The organism is Acinetobacter sp. 22323 (assembly GCF_052044895.1).
GTDB classification, from domain to species: domain Bacteria; phylum Pseudomonadota; class Gammaproteobacteria; order Pseudomonadales; family Moraxellaceae; genus Acinetobacter; species Acinetobacter schindleri.
In genome coordinates this window covers 238898-256048 of the sequence record NZ_JBQEOL010000001.1, presented here as the reverse complement: position 1 = coordinate 256048, position 17151 = coordinate 238898, and the positions used below count along the sequence as shown (strand labels likewise).

Sequence of the window (17151 nt, the reverse complement as noted above, 5' to 3'; positions counted from 1 at the left end):
TTCTTTAGAATCGCCTTATCTACTATTCATCATCTGAACTTAATAATAAGTTCGACCACCCTGCGCATGCAGAAAGGCTGGAATCAGACCGGTCAGTGCCGCACGAATATCAGCGCGCTCATTAATCAACTGATGCGAACCTTCCTCTAACATCAACAATGTCTGCAGGCGGAATTTACGCCGAATAAATTCGATATTATAACGCCAATCCACCGTCTGATCCTGCGCACCCTGTGCCAGCCATACCGGAATACGGCAAGCTGGCCGGTCTTCCATCTGCTGCATCCAGCGTGACATCGCGAGAATCCAGTCCATGCCCATCATACGGGGTTGTAATGGATCTTTTAAACGTACAAAGCGCAGGAATTCAGGGTTATGGTTATTACGTCTGAAATGGCGTGGTACTTCACGCTTAATCCGGCGAATAATCCCGAGACCTACAGAGTTATGCCACCATGCTGTTTTAGCTGGACGAATCAGTGGTGAAAGTAGCAGTACGCGATCTACAAAGGGATTTTCACGACGTTCTGCAAACTCCAGCAAGTGGTGCATCCAGATTGCACCACCAGTACTTTGTCCGATACCTAACCATGGTTTTGGCAACTGCGTTGCATGACGTACATAACGGTGTACTGCATGCAATACCTGCTGATAATGGTCAAAGTTCTGAATATTGGCTGATGAACCATTACTCAAACCGTGCCCCGGCAAATCAAAGGTGAGTACACTAAACCCTTCTTCCAGTAGCTCTTTGACAATTGGCTGATAGATCCCGCTATGTTCTAGATAGCCATGCAATAGAAACACCGTTCCCTGAATTTTATCAAAACGGCTTTCGGTCAGATCCGGCTCAAAGACTTGCACATGCAATTTAAACAATGGCATTTGCACATAACCTTGCCAGTGTTTCGCATTGAGCAGGTCAAAACCATACAGTTTCCGGTAAGCCTGTAATTCCAGCGTAGACTGCATGTCCCGATTCAGATTTAATGGTTGCAACAGCTGTGGTGTAATATCCCGGTTGGGGACTGGTAATTCCAGCTGTTTGAGAATTGTCGGGTTTAAAAATGGGATATCTGACATTAAGGTACCTCCCGACAGTCACTTGATCCAAACCACACATCCCGAAGTGTTGCTAAGAGTTCATAGTTAGCCCGTCGGCTATGATCATAGTTTTTAACACTTGGACGCCATGTAGTAAGTGAATTTGGCATTGGCGCTTCCACCGGAATGGTCTGAATACCGTTAAGTGCGAACAGACGGCGTGTACGCGGCATATGATAGCGGTCCGTGATCAAGATCACCGTAGGGGCTCCACCCTTCTTCTGTAACAGCAATGAGCTGAAACGAGAATTCTCACAGGTATTCATACTACGGTCTTCAAGAAGTTTGGCATCTACGTCATAGGCCTGCAACCAGCGTTGCATATACGGTGCTTCTACACCACTCAAAACAATCGGCAGATCATACTGTTTTTCGGTTTCCAGGGTTTTTTCCAGGCGCAGACGAGTATAGTCATTGACGATAATATCTTTGCCATTTTCATGCAGGGTCAAACCGCCGCCCAAGACCACAATAGCATAAGGTTTGGACATCTCATCCTGCACTGGCTTTTGGCCATGATTTAAAGTCGCGAGGTCTTCGGCAAATTCCACATTGGTCATTTGCGCAATATTTTGCTGATGCTGTTCAACATCATAGCTTTTCAAGAATTCTATAAACTGTCCCATCTGGGCAGCATTTTCATCACTGCTCAAGCTTAACAATTCAGTCAGATCATCTGGTTCTACTACATCAGCTGCTTCTGTTTCAGTCACCAGCAATGGTACCTGAACTTTCTGCTGTTCAGATTTTTCTGCCTCAGCTTCACGTTCATCTTCAAGTAACTGCTGTAAAGCTTTATAGCGTGCCTGAATCAGTGACAGGTTCTGTGACTGATTTTTGGAAATATCTTCTTCCATCACCTTGAGATAGGCCTGACGCGCAATCCATAGCTCAGAACCTGGCTCCAGTGTTTCATTAACACTTAAGGAAGCCTGTTTCTGGCTTTCAGCCGCGATCTGATTGACCTCGACCGGAACAAAATAGTTCAGTCCTTTGACCACCAGATGTGAATAAAACGGCGAATAAAGAAAGACTACGAACAGTGCGCACAGCACAAATAGTACTGAGACTACTTGAACTATTCGAACCATCCAGTGTGCTTTATCCATCTATTTATCCTTTAATCCTGATGTGAGCGGATCATGCCATTTTCAGCAAATAAAACTGGCTCCGGTTCAAGCAGAACCCCAAATTTTTCCTGAACATCCGCCTGTACGGCTTGGTAGGTTGCACGCACGTCCTTGAGCGAGGCATTGGCATAATTCACCAGCACCAGCGCCTGCTTATGGAACATACCGACTGACCCCAGCTGTTTACCTTTCCATCCGCTTTGGTCAATTAACCAGCCGGCTGCCATTTTAACTTGATTATTTGGCTGTGGATAATGAGGTAAATTCGGAAATTGTTGAGCAATTTGGTCAAAGAATTGTAAATCAACTACTGGATTTTTAAAGAAACTACCCACATTTGGATATTCTTTAGGATCAGGCAATTTGCTCTGACGAATCTGAATCACTTGGCGCTCCAGATTTTCTGGCGTCTGTTCCTCACCCACTGCTGTTTTCAGGTCACCATAATTGAGTTTAAGCTCCGGCTGTTTCAACAGACGGAAGATGACATGGGTAATAATGTAACGACCCGGATGATCTTTAAAGATACTATGACGGTAGGCGAAGTCACAATCTGCTGCTTTGATTGAGCTAAAACTGTGATTTTCACGATCATAGACTTCAACGCTTTCAATAAATTCCCCGACCTCTACCCCATAGGCACCAATATTTTGTACTGGCGAAGCACCAACAAGACCTGGAATTAAAGCCAGATTTTGCAGGCCATAAAAGTCTTGCTGTGTGGTCCATAATACAAAATCATGCCAACTCTGGCCTGCTCCAACACGAAGGCGTTGCACCTGATCATCCGCATCCAGCAGTTCAATGCCCTGAATGTCCATATGCAATACCAGTGCATGAATCTGTTCCGGTAAAAGCATATTGCTACCACCAGACAGAATCAGAACATTCAGCTGTTGCTGTTTGGCAAAATCCAGAGCCTGAATCAGATCATCATTTGATTGAATTTTGCAGTAATGTGATGCAATTGCATCCAGACTGAGAGTATTAAAAGGTTTAAGTTGAACCTGTGTTTGGATTTGCATGACTTAAACCTTAAGCTCTTTTTGTTGCATTTTAAAGACATCGATCCACGCAAGACTGCTGGATTCACACTGATTGAGTACACGTTCAAAACCCTCAGCACCGCCATAATAAGGATCGGGTACTGCCTGTTTTGGATAGTCAGAATCATATTCACTCATCAGGGCGACTTCAGCACGTAATTGGCCAAGTTGTCGTTGAGCACGTTTCTGAAGTGCAAGAATATCCCTGAGATTGTCTTCATCCATCGCGAGCATCAGATCAAAATCAAGGAAATCCTGTAGAGTCAGCTGACGGGCACGCAATGCAGACAGATCATAACCACGCTTTAGGGCATGTTCCTGACTACGCAGATCAGGCGCTTTACCCGGGTGATAATTACTGGTTCCCGCCGAATCAATCATGATATTGAGATTATGTACATCGCAATAATGTCTGAGGACCACCTCTGCCGTGGGAGAACGACAAATATTTCCCAGACAAACACATAACACCTTAAATGGCGTTCTGGATGACATAAACAACCTCAGCACTACTTTATTTTCAGGATTCTTATGTTAAGTTATTTGTATAGTGAATCCTATATCACAACGCCACAATAATATGAATTTGGATAAAAATTAAGGAAGCAGCCATGCAAAGATTTCAATTTCAGACTGTTCCCAACATCATTGCCGGACTTGGCACGATTCGTGAGCTGCACCAAATTCTACAGAAAGGCAAATATGTCCGCGTGCTACTGGTGACCGATCAAGGCATGATTGCGCAGAATCTGCATGAGGAAGTTTTATACATTATCAATGAAGCAGGTCTGGATTATGCCATCTATGCCGATGTGCAAGCAGATCCACCAGAACATATCATAGCGGATGCCATTTCTTTCGCCCGTCAGGAACAGATCGATGTGGTGATTGGTTTTGGTGGTGGCAGTTCACTGGATGTGGCCAAGATTATTGCGGTCTTGAGCCATCCACAGCAAACCCAATGCCTGAATGAACTCTATGGTATCGATCAAGTTGAAGGCCCACGTCTACCACTGATCCTAATCCCGACTACGGCAGGAACCGGTTCGGAAGTCACCCCCATTTCGATTGTGACCACAGGTGAAACCACCAAAACCGGAATTGTTTCGCCTTTGCTGTTTGCTGATATTGCAATTCTGGATGCCAGCTTTACCCGTGGTTTACCTAAACATATTACGGCAGCGACTGGCATTGATGCGATGGTGCATGCCATAGAAGCGTATACATCGAAAATCAAGAAAAATCCCTATTCGGATATGCTGGCCAAACAGGCATTAAAGCTCCTGAACAACAATCTGACTCGTGTTCTGGATAATGGAGATGACCTGGAAGCACGCCAGAATATGCTGGTCGGTTCCATGCTGGCTGGTCAGGCTTTTGCCAACGCACCTGTTGGTGCGGTACATGCACTGGCTTATCCACTTGGCGGGCATTTTCATCTGTCCCATGGGCATAGCAATGCGATTGTGCTGACAGAAGTACTGAAGTTTAATGCCCCTGCTGCCAAACAGAAATATGCCGAACTAATGACCTGGCTCGATCCCCACAGTAAAGGCTGTCATGATGGCTTAACTGATCTGTTTATTGATCATTTTAATAATCATCTGCAACGCAGTGGTTTACCTTTAAAACTTGCTCAGCTGGATATTCCTGAGCATATGTTAATGATGCTGGCTGAAGATGCCATGAAACAAACTCGACTACTGCAAAACAACCCACGTGATATGACTGTAGAGGATGCTTTACAGATCTATCAGGCGATTTATGCCTAATGTTTACCAATTAGAAGCTTAAATTAATCTCAATTTTTATAAGAAATGATTCATGAGCAAAGCACCTGTCAAAACCCGTGAGCAATATACTTTTTTCCTCAGCATCCAGACCCGCTGGGCGGACAATGATTTATATGGTCATGTCAATAATGTCACCTATTACAGCTATTTTGATACCGCAGCCAATGCCCTGCTGATCCAGCATGCCGGTTTTGACCCACGAACGTCTCCGAATATCGGTTTGGTGGTGAATTCCTGCTGTCAGTTCAATCAGGAACTGTCTTATCCTGAAGTGATTGAAGTTGGTGTCAATATCGCCAAGCTAGGAGGCTCTTCCCTGACTTATGACCTGGCTATTTTTAAGCAAGGCAACGACCAGGCTGCTGCCCAAGGCAGTTTTGTACATGTTTTTGTCGATCGTCATACACGAAAAAGCACCCCGATTTCAAATAAAATGCGGGATGCCCTATGTCCATTTATGCACAGTAGCTGTGAAATCTAGAACTTATTTCAGCTGAATATTCTTCAATTCTGCATCGAAGTTCTGTACCAGATCTTTCACAGCAGGCTCTGCATGTAGCAACTCCTCAGCACGTTTAAATGCACGCACTTTACGTTCACGCTGCATGGTATAAGGTGTCAGTTCATTGACATCTTCAAACTTCACCTTGAATTGCGTACCTGTCCATTGCTGTTTTAAGGCTTCTTCTAGGGTATGTTGCAACTGACCGAGTAACTGCTGGTAACGCTCCGGAATATGAAAAACTGATTCTCCATCAATCTGCCCAGTCATAATGCCGTACTGTGCCAGCTCCTGTACCGCTGGTGAAAGCTGGCTATTGCGGAACCAGAATTCCCATTTTTCTACAGTCCATTCACCTTGCATGTCCTGTACCGGAATTTGCAAGATATCCTGTGGCATTAGATTACGATCTGTTGAAATATCTGCATTTGCTATCTGGACATGTCCAACTTCTGTCGGTGCAATAGGCGCTACTTGGGATTCAACTGCAATATTTTCAACAGTTTCTGGCTCAGGTGCTGCTGCAAACAAACTGAATTCAGGCTCATTCTGTTCTACAGGCGCAGCAGCACGATTTTCAGGAAGATATTCTTCTAACAGGAAATCATCACTACAGGCTTCTGTGCTTGCTATAGCTGGTTCCGCCGGCACATCATCAAAACCAAACAGTCCATCATCCACACTTGGATCAAACATAATCTGATCCGTACTTGGTTGCTTAACTGTCGTAGGTTCTGCTGCCTGTGCTTCGACAGGCGCAGTATGTAAATCTGGTTCATCTTCCACATCGAGAAAATCATCAGAAGATGATTCAGACTGCGCAGTGGCTGAGCTATATTCTGGCTCATCCTCATAACCATCATCTAATGGAAAATCTTCGACCACCGGTGATGCAACTGGAGCACTTTCCTGTTGGGGTACAATACTTGGCTGTGCAGATACAGGTGTCACTTGCTGTACTGGTACAGTATTGGCTGGAATCTCATTTGGCTGTAATGGACGAAAAGCCAGCAAGCGCAGCACCGTCATTTCAAAGCCCTGCTCCTGCGTTACTGCCATTTGCAGATCAGCACGACCCTTACAGGCAATTTGATAATACAGCTGCAGATCTTGTGCCGAAATCAGTCCTGAGAGCTGCATGATTTTCTGGTTAATTTCAGCACTATATTTCAGACTTAAATCTGGCAAATATTGTAAAAGTGCCAGTTCATGCAAGGTCGAAATCAGCTGATCTAATACTAGAGATACATCTAGTGCCTGCTGCCGGAACTGGAGTAAAAGTTCACTGACACGGGCCTTCTGATTCTGGTGAACCGCCAAAATCAGGTCATAGATAATGGTGCGGTCAATCAGGCCCAGCATCTCTTTCACGTCCTGATGCTGAATCGCACCCTGACCATAAGCAATGGCCTGATCGGTCAGCGACAGTGCATCACGCAATGAACCTTGTGCAGATTCAGCAATTTGCCAGATTGCATCTTGGTCAGCCTGAATACTTTCTTTTTGTAAAATATGCCCTAGGTGATCAGTAATTTCATCGACTGCTAATGGACGTAAAGTAAACTGTAAACAACGCGAAATAACCGTAATCGGGAGTTTTTGCGGATCTGTGGTTGCAAACAGGAACTTCACATGTTCAGGAGGTTCTTCCAGCGTCTTTAACAAGGCATTGAAAGAATGGGTGGAGAGCATGTGTACTTCATCGATCAGATAGACCTTGAAGCGCCCTTGAGTGGGTGCATAGGGAACGTTATCTAACAGTTCACGTGTATCTTCAACTTTTGTACGGGAAGCTGCATCGATCTCGATCAGGTCAATAAAACGGCCTTCATTCACGGCAGTACAGGTTGGACAGACCTCACACGGCGTTGAAGTCACCCCTGTTTCACAGTTCAGGCATTTTGCAAGAATACGTGCAATCGTCGTTTTACCCACACCGCGCGTGCCCGTAAACAAATAGGCATGATGCAGACGGCCACGTTCGAGCGCACTGGTTAAGGCACGAGAAACATGGTTTTGACCCACCAATTCATTGAAATTACGAGGACGATATTTTCGTGCAAGTACCTGATACATGTATGCTCCTTTTCACAGGTCTAAGCATACTGTTTTTTTGATAAATAGTGAAATAAATGCAGGAATTGAATAAATAAAAATCCCTTTTTTATTCAGATAAAAAAAGGGATATAAAACAAAAACTTTTATCAAGAATTTAGGCTTTCAGCTAAAATAAAATCACTTTGCATCTGATAGCGTTTGCCTGTTTGATCTTCACGAATTTCGAGTAAACCCTTTTCCAGATCAACAAACAGTAAATTTCGTTTAGCGACGTTGAGCAATTCAATCTTCTGTCGACTGTCATCCTGAAAACGGATTTTACCGCTAATCGTTTCAATCTCATTATGACCGCTCAGACTCTCACGTTCCAGCACAAAGGTTTCATCTTCATTTAGTCGAAGTTTTACAGCCATTCCCGGACAATCTTCACAGCTGGATAAACATCCCATACACGGTGTTGTGCCCTGATATTCACCCGCCCAGGCCGTTTGCATCGCCTGAGCTTCAATTGCGGTTTGGGCTTTATCCTGTTTGGTATCCTGACAACCCCATAGTGCCGCCGTTGCCACTAGTGGAATCAAAACAACTTTCTTCATGATTCTAGATTCAGCATGTTGATTATGCGGCAACATACCATAGTGAATACCGTGAGGTAAATTGCATTAATTTGTCGGGAATCTTAAAACCAGCCCTTACGTCCGGTCTGGATCTGATCAGCGCAACGTAAGGCTTCCTGAGTTAAGCCCCACAGACGGTAATCTCCAGTAATGGAAGCAGTAGGAAAATTATGGGTATAAGCAAAACTCAGTTTACGTTCCGGATCACACCAGGCTCCAGAGCCATTAAAACCGACATGACCAAAACCTTTCGTTGATTTTCCTAAGGTAAGGATGCGGTGATAGCCCAGACGCCAATGCATCGGAAACGGCATAATCCGGTCACGATGGGTATAGTGCACCATACTTAAACGTGTAAAAGTCTGTTGGGAAATAAGGTCTTGTCCCTGCCATTGGCCTTGTTGTGCCAGCATGGCATAGACTTTTGCCAGACTATGAGCAGTAAATACCCCGGTTGCGGCAGGAATAATGGCTTTAAGCCCTTCATCACTAAAGAAGTTAAGATGTTTCATACCTTTAGGAATCATGGCATCCTGAAAATCCTGCGGATTTTGACCACTCAGCTCTAAGGCGCGTTCCATCAGATTAGGCTTCCTTGGTTGATGAGTTTGATCTGCGCGTGACCGAGTCTGTTCTTTTTTCCGGTGAATCGGACGAGCAACACGTAGCAATTCATGCTCAGGCACACCAAAGTAAGCACCATCTAGCTGTAATGGTTGCACCAGATATTGCTCCATCAACTCAGCAAGGGTTTTGCCAGTCGCTTTTTCCAATGCACCACCGACTTGCCAGCCAAAAGTGAGCGGCTGATAAGCTGCATCCGTTCCTAAAGCAAAACGTGGTCTGGCTGCGGCAACGCGTTGCAGTATATGCGGCCAATCTACCATTTCCCGGGCATCCTCGATGATATTGCGAATATCATACAAACCACTTTGATGACTGAGCATATGTGCCAGCGTGATCTGGTCTTTGTCTTGCTGGGCAAACTCTGGCCAGTATTCTGCTACAGGTGTGTCATAGCTGATCAGCCCATGACTGACCAGGATATGTGCCAAGGTCGCTAAGACACCTTTGCCTGTGGAATAACACACTGACAGCGTATCCGGTTGCCACAGTTCTTGTTCAGATTTTTTGCCAGTATAAATATCCAGGACTTTGTCACCCTGATGATAAACCACCAGTGCAGCACCACCCTGTTCGGCACGTGCATCCTGAAAACGACTGAACTGCACGGCCAGATCCTGAAAGCGAGGATCAACATAACCTTGATAGTTTTCGGTACTGGCAGATAGATATTGTTTAATCGGTTTCATGCGTCCTTCCTTGATACATGTTTCAAATGAGATCTAATATTTGTACAGGCTGAAATAAAAAAAGCCTAAATCAAGTTTAGGCTTTTTAGATCATTATAAAGCTTTGATGCTACCTGAAACATGCGGTTTCTGGCTTTTCGCATTACGGATCAGGAATTCAGTATCATTGTCTGATTTCGCAGTCGTGAACTGCACTTTAGATGGCAAGTACATCGGTAGCTTAAACCACACGTCCGCTTCATAGGCATCTGGCAGGGTCAGGCTGGCTAAAGCTCTCGCCTTACTCCACATACCATGGGCAATCGCCTGTTTAAAACCGAAGGCTTTAGCTGTTAGTGCATGAATGTGAATCAGGTTAAAGTCACCTGAAGACATGGCATAGCGACGACCAGTATTTTCAGAAATGTCCCATTCAGCATTCACTTTATAATTCGGTATTTTGCTTTCTGTGGTTTTTGCAGATGCTTTTGCATCAGTTTTTTGACGGGACAAATAAGTGGTTAATGCTTCAACCACGACATCATTACCGACTTTCACTGTAGTAATGAAATCAAACTGTACGCCTTTGTCATGTGGCTGCAACTCACCGAACGTGCAAGATAAAGTCAGCTGTTCATTCACACCCACTTTACGGTATTGCTTGACCTGATTGCGGATATGCACCAATCCTAGAATTGGAAATGGGAAAGCTTCCGAGGTCATCATATGCATTTGCAGGCTTTGTGAAAGTACTGCCAGATAGATCGCCGGGATATAACCATTATTCTTAAAACCACAGACGGCGTTGTAAGCTTTTAAATGCTTTTGATCGACCTTGAATGAATCTACCACGTATTCAACTTGCGGCAGGACCTTTTCACCCTTTGGTTTTTTTGAAATGAGACCCTGAATGATTTTTGGATAAGCAAGATACGGCTTTGGAAGTTGATTAAAATGGCGAGTATGCATACTGAACCTTTGGAATATTTTTATTTCAATTTGGATTGAAAGCCCCTTCTCCCTCTGGGAGAAGGCTGGGATGAGGATAATATCTCATCCTACCTTCTATTTAATTTATTTAACCTTTCCTACGAGGAGAGGGAATTCTTGATCTACTCTACGGGTTAACGTAGAGAGAGAAAAGAACTTTTCAGAAAGAATTAAGCCCCTAACAGGCTCTGACCACAGACACGAACCACATTGCCATTCAAGCCTGTAGATGCAGTTGAAGCGAACATTGCAATCGTTTCAGCGACATCGACTGGTAAACCACCTTGACTCATTGAATTCATACGGCGGCCAGCTTCACGAATTGCGAAAGGAATTGCAGCAGTCATTTGAGTTTCAATAAAACCAGGAGCAACGGCGTTAATGGTAATACCATTGCTTAAAGTTGGAGCTGTATATTTCACAATACCGACTACACCTGCCTTAGAAGCTGCATAGTTAGTTTGCCCCAGATTACCCGCAATACCAGAGATTGAAGATACACAGATAATACGGCCGTTAGCGTTCAGACCATCATTATTCAACAGGTAATCATTAACGCGTTCAATCGCTGACAGGTTGATGTTAATTACCAGATCCCAAAGCTCAGGCTTCATGTTTGCCAAAGTCTTGTCACGGGTAATACCGGCATTATGCACGATAATATCTAAACCGCCCTGCGCAGCTGCCGCAGCTTTAATTTTTTCACCAGCATCAGCTGCAGTAATATCAATTGCCAAGGTAGAACCACCGATCTCACCTGCTACACGGTCAATATCTGCTTGCTGTTGCGGAACGTCCAGACAGATCACATGTGCACCATCACGTGCCAGTACATGAGCAATCGCTTCACCAATACCACGGCTAGCACCTGTGACTACAGCTGTCTTGCCTGCCAAAGGTTTAGTCCAGTCCACATCGTGAGTTGCTGCGTGAGATACGCGAATCACCTGACCAGACACATAGGCAGAACGTGGAGAAATCGCAAAGCGCAGTGCAGACTCGAGATTTGCCTCAGCCCCATTGTCCACATAGATCAGGTTCGCCGCGATGCCTTTCTTGAATTCTTTACCAACTGATTTTACAAAACCTTCAAGCGCACGTTGTGCAATCGCCTGCTTCACTGACGTTGCAGATTCAGGAGTTGTTCCTACAATCACTACACGACCAGATGCCTGGATTTGACGCGCGATTGGATTAAAGAAATCATATAATGCTTTTAAATCGTCCGAATTCTGAATACCAGACGCATCAAAAATTGCTACTTTGAATTTTGATTCTTTGTCGCCCTGGTTAAATGCACCCAGGTTCAGACCCGCTTGTGCAGCTGCCTGTTGCAGTTCAGCATTATTTCCCGCATAGCTATTGGCATGAATATTTGCCAAAACCTGTGCAATTGAACCAGTCAAAGTACTGCCAGGTGCAGCACCTACTAAAACGGCGCCTTTGACTACAGGAGTTGCAGAGTCATAGCGCTCAAGGAAGGTTGGGGATGGAAGGCCCAGGTTTTTAATGACAAATTTACCAATAGGAGATTTTGCGAACGCTTGGTACTGATCAGTCATGATTATTATCTCTCATACAAATTAATTTTTGATCGATCTAAAGTTATGCTTTAACTTCAATATGATGTCAGATACTTATAATTCAATAGATCCATCAGATTCCGGTCAATAATACTTGAGATAATAAACAGATGACTTGACCTAAGCGCACTCTGTAATGTCATTCTAGTCAATTCAGCCTATAGCCTTCTATGCTAATGTAGCGACCAAGAAGATGATCAATTTGCCTGGTAAAGCCTTATGAGCAAAACAACTCAAGAAAATCCAGCGGTCGAGAATCCTGTAGCCGAAAGCGTGTCAAAACCATCAACAGCACGCAAGCGCACAAGCAAAACGACGAGCGCAACGTCTGCAGAAAAAAGTCCGACGAAAACCACGCGCCCCCGTGCTGCGTCTAATCGTGCGGAAAATACGACTTCAAGCAATAAAACCTTAACACCAAAAACACAGATTTCTGTTCAACAGGACCAAGACATGAGCCAAAATACAGTTCGCCGCGTTGCTATTATCGGTGGTAACCGCATTCCATTTGCACGTTCTAACGGTGCTTACTTTACGGCATCCAATACTGATATGTTCACCGCAGCCCTGAATGGCCTGATTGAACGTTTTAATTTACAAGGTCAACGCCTGGGTGAAGTCGTAGCTGGTGCAGTATTGAAACACAGCCGTGACTTTAACATGACGCGTGAGTGCGTACTGAACACTGCCCTTGCACCTGAAACTCCGGCTTATGACATTCAGCAGGCATGTGGTACTGGTCTGCAAGCTGCATTCCTGGTTGCCAATAAAATTGCATTAGGTCAAATCGAAGTCGGTGTAGCTGGTGGTGTAGATACTACTTCTGACGCGCCAATCGCATTTGGTGATGGTTTACGTAAAGCTTTACTTGAACTGAACATTGCTAAAACAGCAAAAGATCGTTTGAAAGCTTTAACCAAAATCAATGTGAAAGACCTAATGGATGCACCGAAAAATGGTGAGCCACGTACTGGCCTGTCTATGGGCGACCATCAGGCAATCACAACACTGGAATGGGGCATTTCTCGTGAAGCACAGGATGAACTGGCTGCATCTTCACACCAGAAAATGGCAGCAGCATACGAAGAAGGTTTCTTTGATGACCTGATCACACCATTCCTAGGTCTTGAGCGTGACAATAACCTGCGTCCAGATTCTTCAGTTGAAAAACTGGCAAAATTGAAACCCGCTTTCGGTAAAGGCGATGCACGCACCATGACGGCGGGTAACTCTACTCCGCTGACGGATGGTGCATCTTGCGTACTGTTAGCATCTGAAGAATGGGCAAAAGCCAATGGTCATGAAGTACTGGCTTACTTAACTTTCCAGGAAACTGCGGCAGTTGATTTCGTTGAGAAAAAAGAAGGCCTGTTGATGGCACCTGCTTATGCCGTTCCACGTATGCTGGAGCGTGCTGGTCTTAAACTTCAAGATTTCGATTACTATGAAATCCATGAAGCATTTGCATCGCAAGTACTTTCAACTTTGAAAGCATGGGAAGATCCGAAATTCTGTAAAGAGCGTTTAGGCTTGGATGCACCATTGGGTTCAATCGACCGTGCCAAACTGAATGTAAAAGGCTCTTCACTGGCAGCGGGTCACCCATTTGCTGCAACAGGTGGCCGTATCATCGCGACTGCTGCGAAACTGTTAAACCAGAAAGGTTCAGGTCGTGTACTGGTGTCGATCTGTGCGGCTGGCGGTCAAGGTGTGACTGCGATTATTGAAAAATAATCTTTACATCTGATTTAAAAAAGCACCTCAAGTGAGGTGCTTTTTTATTGTTCATGCAATATCCTAACGCACATCAACTTTTCGCATATTCAGTGCGAATTCCCATTTTGATCTCAATCTGGTCATAGCACCACTGGAAAATAAAGGTATAGACCAGAATACATAGCGTTAAACTCAAATCTGTCAAAATTGCCTGCCACAAGCTCATCTCTAAGGCATATGCCACCATCGGAATGGTCGCCAGCATCAAGCCACCTTCAAAACCGATAGCATGCGCAATACGCACTTTAATGGTTCTTTTCAGCTGATGTTTCGCCTCGATCTTTTCAAAATAATGGTTAAACAGCATATTCCAGACTACGGATGTGACTGCCATGGCAACACCTAAAGTTCCGGTCACTTCCATTGGCAACTGAAAGATATAACTCAGGGCAATGGCAATGATGACCAACAGAATGATCTCATAGCTCAGCGCATGCACTATCCTTCTGCTTGAAATTAACATCTCTGCTTACTCAAATAGCTTAATAATAGTGCCTAGTTTATTTCCAATTATTTGATTATTCGAGTTAGAATCTTTCAAAAATATTGACAGATGAAAGCATGAATATTAATCAGGAACAATTAATGCTGTTTAAAGCAGTGATAGAGACTGGCTCCTTCTCGGCAGCCGCACGCAAGCTTGGCAAAGTGCCCTCCGCGGTGAGTATGGCCATTGCCAATATGGAAATTGATCTGGATTTACAGCTTTTTAAACGGATTGGCCGTGAGCCACAGCCTACAACAGCAGCTCAAGTGCTGTATGAAAAGACTGAACAACTGTTGGTAGAAATGAATCAGTGGAAGCAACATGCTCAAGCATTAAGCTCAGGGCTAGAATCCGAACTGAATATTGTCATCGTATCTGAGCTCCTACACACGCGCTGGACTGATTATGTAGTCTTACTGGAACAGCAGTTTCCGGATTTACAAATCAATGTATTTTCTGCCCCGCAAGAAGATGCTCACCGACTGCTATTTGAAGGTGCTGCCCAACTCGCACTGATGTTTGAACGAGAGCAACTGGAGACCCGGGAGCAGTTTGTAGAACTGAAAAAAGAAACGCTGGTTGCCGTTGCCGCGAAATCCCATGCTTTAAGTCAGCTTGATCAGGTCAGCTATGAGCAGATTCTGAATAGTCGCCAGATTGTAGTTGCCAGCCGTGATCATCAGATCAAGCCAGAACTGTTATTTTCCAGAAACTATTGGCGTACCGATAACCATCACTCTGCCTATCGACTGATTAAACAGAGTCTAGGCTGGGGGATTTTACCGATGGAAATGCTGCATGAACATCCACATATTCAGGAACAACTGCATATTCTGGATCTGTATGATTTCACCCCAAAGTTTGATTATTTTGTCGATCTGGTCTGGAGTCGTGAAACAAAACTCGGTCAGGCTGCACATTTTTTGATTAATCACATCAGAAATCAACGCAAAAATACAGATTAGTTACTGAAAATAGTCGGTGAACACTTGGGAAATAAGCACTTTGTGATATAACAGAATGCATAAGCAATAACCTAAGAACTAGATCCAAATGACACAAAGTGCGTTAAACCAACTAAAACAATTCACCACCATTGTTGCGGACAGCAGCGATTTAGCTGCGATTGAAAAATTCCGTCCACTCGATGCAACCACCAATCCTTCACTGATTACTGCTGCAGCCAATCAGGCTGAAAACAAAGCTCTGATTGCAGACGCCTATGCGCAGGCTAAAACCGAAGGTTATGTGGGTAATGAACTGATTGAACGTACTATTGACATTCTTACGGTTAAATTTGGTGTGGAAATTCTTAAACTGATTGAAGGCCGTGTTTCCACTGAAGTAGACGCCTCTCTGTCTTATGATACTGAAGCGACGATTGCCAAAGCCAAAGAATTACTGGCACTGTACGCACAGTACGGCGTTACTTCAGATCGTATCCTGATCAAAATCGCATCGACCTGGGAAGGTATTCAGGCCGCACGTGCGCTGGAAGCCGAAGGCATTCATACCAACCTGACCCTGCTCTTTGGTCAGCATCAGGCACATGCCTGTGCAGATGCCAAAGTTACCCTGATTTCGCCATTCGTTGGCCGTATTCTGGACTGGTACAAAAAGGCTGAAGGTGTAGATCAGTATCCGATTGAAAAAGATCCAGGTGTGTTATCGGTAAAAAGTATTTATAACTTCTACAAATCACACGGTATACAGACTGAAGTGATGGGTGCCAGCTTCCGTAGTATTGATCAGGTGCTGGGGCTGACTGGATGCGACCTGTTAACTGTTGCACCAAACCTGCTCGATCAACTGGAACAGGATAACCGTGTTGTTGAGCCGCAGTTGTCTTCGGACCATGTGCCAAAGCAAGGGACTTTAACTCCAATTAGCCAGGAAGACTTTAAACAGCAACTAGAACAAGATCCAATGGCTTCCCAGTTACTGGAAGCGGGTATTCAGGGCTTTATTAAAGCACGTGAACAGCTATCTACCCTGTTAAGCCAAAGTTTTACAACAGATTTAGAAATTAAGGCTTAAATCTTAATTCAGCTATAAGCCGATGCAGGTATAATGCCGCATCGGCTTTTTTGTATGTGGATTTTGCGTGTTTGGTATCACTGATTTAACGACCTTTATCATTGGAACAGCGTTAATTGTGATGTTACCCGGACCGAATTCCCTCTACGTCATGTCGGTAGCTTCTCGCTACGGGATTAAAACCGGATATCAGGCCGCATTCGGTGTCTATGCTGGAGATATGGTTTTAATTTTCCTGACCGCACTCGGTGCAGCATCTTTACTGCATGCTTTTCCGGTCCTGTTTACTATTCTGAAAATTATTGGTGCGGTGTATCTGAGCTATCTGGGTATTAAATTGTTGATTGCGGCTTACCACACCTGGAATACCGTACATAGCAATGCACAGATCCAGCAAGCCGAGCAGAATCTGGAGCAATTACATCCCTTCCGTACCGCGATGACCATCAGCATTCTGAATCCCAAAGCGATTCTGTTTTATCTGTCTTTCTTTGTGCAGTTTGTTGATCCATCCTATTCATACCCTGCACTGACTTTTACGATTCTGGCAATTATTTTGCAGATCATCAGCATGTCTTATCTCAGTATTCTGATTTTTTCAGGTGCTACGCTGGCTCAATTTTTTGGGCATCGTTACCGTCTGACTTCACTTTGTGTAGCCAGTGTGGCAATCCTCTTTTGTGGCTTTGGGCTAAAACTTGCGACTTCAACTTTATGAAATGCATGATGTCCCAAC

The 17151-nt window shown here is 44.4% G+C and carries 16 protein-coding genes; 6 read left to right on the top strand and 10 right to left on the bottom strand.

The features are described 5' to 3' along the window. Positions 1-39: 39 nt before the first annotated feature. The 4 genes from ACTJIX_RS01205 to ACTJIX_RS01190 are packed head-to-tail and all read right to left on the bottom strand — an operon-like array spanning position 40 to position 3775. Positions 40-1083: an alpha/beta hydrolase gene (locus ACTJIX_RS01205; protein ID WP_005222451.1), complete on the bottom strand. Its 1044-nt coding sequence runs from the start codon at positions 1081-1083 to the stop codon at positions 40-42. Further along, positions 1083-2213, bottom strand: a complete 1131-nt coding sequence (locus tag ACTJIX_RS01200) for a YdcF family protein (protein WP_005222452.1) — start codon at positions 2211-2213, stop codon at positions 1083-1085. Before ACTJIX_RS01200 ends, ACTJIX_RS01205 begins: the two co-directional genes overlap by 1 nt. Before the next feature lie 11 nt (positions 2214-2224). Then, positions 2225-3259, bottom strand: coding sequence for a UDP-N-acetylmuramate dehydrogenase (murB, locus tag ACTJIX_RS01195; RefSeq protein ID WP_004815672.1), 1035 nt, complete (start codon positions 3257-3259; stop codon positions 2225-2227). Positions 3260-3262: 3 nt separating this feature from the next. Continuing rightward, on the bottom strand, positions 3263-3775 hold the full coding sequence (locus ACTJIX_RS01190) for a low molecular weight protein-tyrosine-phosphatase (RefSeq protein WP_262478413.1): 513 nt from the start codon (positions 3773-3775) through the stop codon (positions 3263-3265). A gap of 116 nt (positions 3776-3891) precedes the next feature. On the opposite strand from ACTJIX_RS01190, the gene ACTJIX_RS01185 reads away from it, so the two are divergent. After that, on the top strand, positions 3892-5052 hold the full coding sequence (locus ACTJIX_RS01185; RefSeq protein ID WP_005222457.1) for an iron-containing alcohol dehydrogenase: 1161 nt from the start codon (positions 3892-3894) through the stop codon (positions 5050-5052). 52 nt (positions 5053-5104) lie between these two features. Next, the gene (locus ACTJIX_RS01180) at positions 5105-5554 is read left to right on the top strand and encodes an acyl-CoA thioesterase (protein WP_004815666.1); all 450 of its coding nucleotides are present in this window, start codon (positions 5105-5107) and stop codon (positions 5552-5554) included. A 3-nt stretch (positions 5555-5557) separates the two neighbouring features. Here ACTJIX_RS01180 and dnaX read toward each other — a convergent pair whose 3' ends face one another. The 5 genes from dnaX to ACTJIX_RS01155 all read right to left on the bottom strand — a co-directional run bounded on the left by dnaX (position 5558) and on the right by ACTJIX_RS01155 (position 12094). Continuing rightward, complete coding sequence (dnaX, locus tag ACTJIX_RS01175; RefSeq protein WP_076753714.1) at positions 5558-7651, bottom strand: DNA polymerase III subunit gamma/tau; 2094 nt, start codon at positions 7649-7651, stop codon at positions 5558-5560. A 128-nt stretch (positions 7652-7779) separates the two neighbouring features. Continuing rightward, positions 7780-8229 carry a copper resistance protein NlpE N-terminal domain-containing protein gene (locus ACTJIX_RS01170; RefSeq protein ID WP_034425046.1) on the bottom strand — a complete coding sequence of 150 codons (450 nt, stop codon included), beginning with the start codon at positions 8227-8229 and terminating at the stop codon, positions 7780-7782. An 83-nt stretch (positions 8230-8312) separates the two neighbouring features. After that, positions 8313-9563 (bottom strand): serine hydrolase domain-containing protein, encoded by a 1251-nt coding sequence (locus ACTJIX_RS01165; RefSeq protein ID WP_004815663.1) that lies wholly within the window; start codon positions 9561-9563, stop codon positions 8313-8315. Positions 9564-9656: 93 nt separating this feature from the next. Then, entirely contained in the window at positions 9657-10511 is an 855-nt protein-coding gene (locus tag ACTJIX_RS01160) for a MaoC family dehydratase (RefSeq protein WP_004815662.1), read from the bottom strand. Between the two features lie 191 nt (positions 10512-10702). Continuing rightward, the gene (locus ACTJIX_RS01155; protein ID WP_440611080.1) at positions 10703-12094 is read right to left on the bottom strand and encodes a 3-oxoacyl-ACP reductase; all 1392 of its coding nucleotides are present in this window, start codon (positions 12092-12094) and stop codon (positions 10703-10705) included. A gap of 240 nt (positions 12095-12334) precedes the next feature. Between ACTJIX_RS01155 and ACTJIX_RS01150 the strand changes: the two genes are divergently transcribed. Next, positions 12335-13849 (top strand): acetyl-CoA C-acetyltransferase, encoded by a 1515-nt coding sequence (locus tag ACTJIX_RS01150; protein WP_180185100.1) that lies wholly within the window; start codon positions 12335-12337, stop codon positions 13847-13849. Positions 13850-13922: 73 nt separating this feature from the next. Here the strand turns inward: ACTJIX_RS01150 and aceI are convergent, their stop codons facing one another. Then, positions 13923-14354, bottom strand: a complete 432-nt coding sequence (aceI, locus tag ACTJIX_RS01145; protein ID WP_004815658.1) for a chlorhexidine efflux PACE transporter AceI — start codon at positions 14352-14354, stop codon at positions 13923-13925. Positions 14355-14452: 98 nt separating this feature from the next. On the opposite strand from aceI, the gene ACTJIX_RS01140 reads away from it, so the two are divergent. From ACTJIX_RS01140 to leuE, 3 genes are all read left to right on the top strand, one after another. Beyond that, positions 14453-15343, top strand: coding sequence for a LysR family transcriptional regulator (locus tag ACTJIX_RS01140; protein ID WP_026056699.1), 891 nt, complete (start codon positions 14453-14455; stop codon positions 15341-15343). 88 nt (positions 15344-15431) lie between these two features. Further along, positions 15432-16415, top strand: coding sequence for a transaldolase (tal, locus tag ACTJIX_RS01135; protein WP_262478419.1), 984 nt, complete (start codon positions 15432-15434; stop codon positions 16413-16415). Between the two features lie 67 nt (positions 16416-16482). Next, a complete protein-coding gene (leuE, locus tag ACTJIX_RS01130; protein WP_004892865.1) occupies positions 16483-17133 on the top strand; it encodes a leucine efflux protein LeuE in 651 nt (216 codons plus the stop codon). Positions 17134-17151: the final 18 nt, after the last annotated feature.

Excerpts from the sequence above, each read along its gene's own strand:
- ACTJIX_RS01180 (WP_004815666.1), top strand. The coding sequence starts at position 5,105 with ATGAGCAAAGCACCTGTCAAAACCCGTGAGCAATATACTTTTTTCCTC.
- ACTJIX_RS01165 (WP_004815663.1), bottom strand. The coding sequence starts at position 9,563 with ATGAAACCGATTAAACAATATCTATCTGCCAGTACCGAAAACTATCAA.
- ACTJIX_RS01150 (WP_180185100.1), top strand. The coding sequence starts at position 12,335 with ATGAGCAAAACAACTCAAGAAAATCCAGCGGTCGAGAATCCTGTAGCC.
- ACTJIX_RS01200 (WP_005222452.1), bottom strand. The coding sequence starts at position 2,213 with ATGGATAAAGCACACTGGATGGTTCGAATAGTTCAAGTAGTCTCAGTA.
- tal (WP_262478419.1), top strand. The coding sequence starts at position 15,432 with ATGACACAAAGTGCGTTAAACCAACTAAAACAATTCACCACCATTGTT.
- ACTJIX_RS01155 (WP_440611080.1), bottom strand. The coding sequence starts at position 12,094 with ATGACTGATCAGTACCAAGCGTTCGCAAAATCTCCTATTGGTAAATTT.
- ACTJIX_RS01205 (WP_005222451.1), bottom strand. The coding sequence starts at position 1,083 with ATGTCAGATATCCCATTTTTAAACCCGACAATTCTCAAACAGCTGGAA.
- ACTJIX_RS01190 (WP_262478413.1), bottom strand. The coding sequence starts at position 3,775 with ATGTCATCCAGAACGCCATTTAAGGTGTTATGTGTTTGTCTGGGAAAT.
- ACTJIX_RS01185 (WP_005222457.1), top strand. The coding sequence starts at position 3,892 with ATGCAAAGATTTCAATTTCAGACTGTTCCCAACATCATTGCCGGACTT.
- aceI (WP_004815658.1), bottom strand. The coding sequence starts at position 14,354 with ATGTTAATTTCAAGCAGAAGGATAGTGCATGCGCTGAGCTATGAGATC.
- ACTJIX_RS01140 (WP_026056699.1), top strand. The coding sequence starts at position 14,453 with ATGAATATTAATCAGGAACAATTAATGCTGTTTAAAGCAGTGATAGAG.
- dnaX (WP_076753714.1), bottom strand. The coding sequence starts at position 7,651 with ATGTATCAGGTACTTGCACGAAAATATCGTCCTCGTAATTTCAATGAA.
- ACTJIX_RS01170 (WP_034425046.1), bottom strand. The coding sequence starts at position 8,229 with ATGAAGAAAGTTGTTTTGATTCCACTAGTGGCAACGGCGGCACTATGG.
- ACTJIX_RS01160 (WP_004815662.1), bottom strand. The coding sequence starts at position 10,511 with ATGCATACTCGCCATTTTAATCAACTTCCAAAGCCGTATCTTGCTTAT.
- murB (WP_004815672.1), bottom strand. The coding sequence starts at position 3,259 with ATGCAAATCCAAACACAGGTTCAACTTAAACCTTTTAATACTCTCAGT.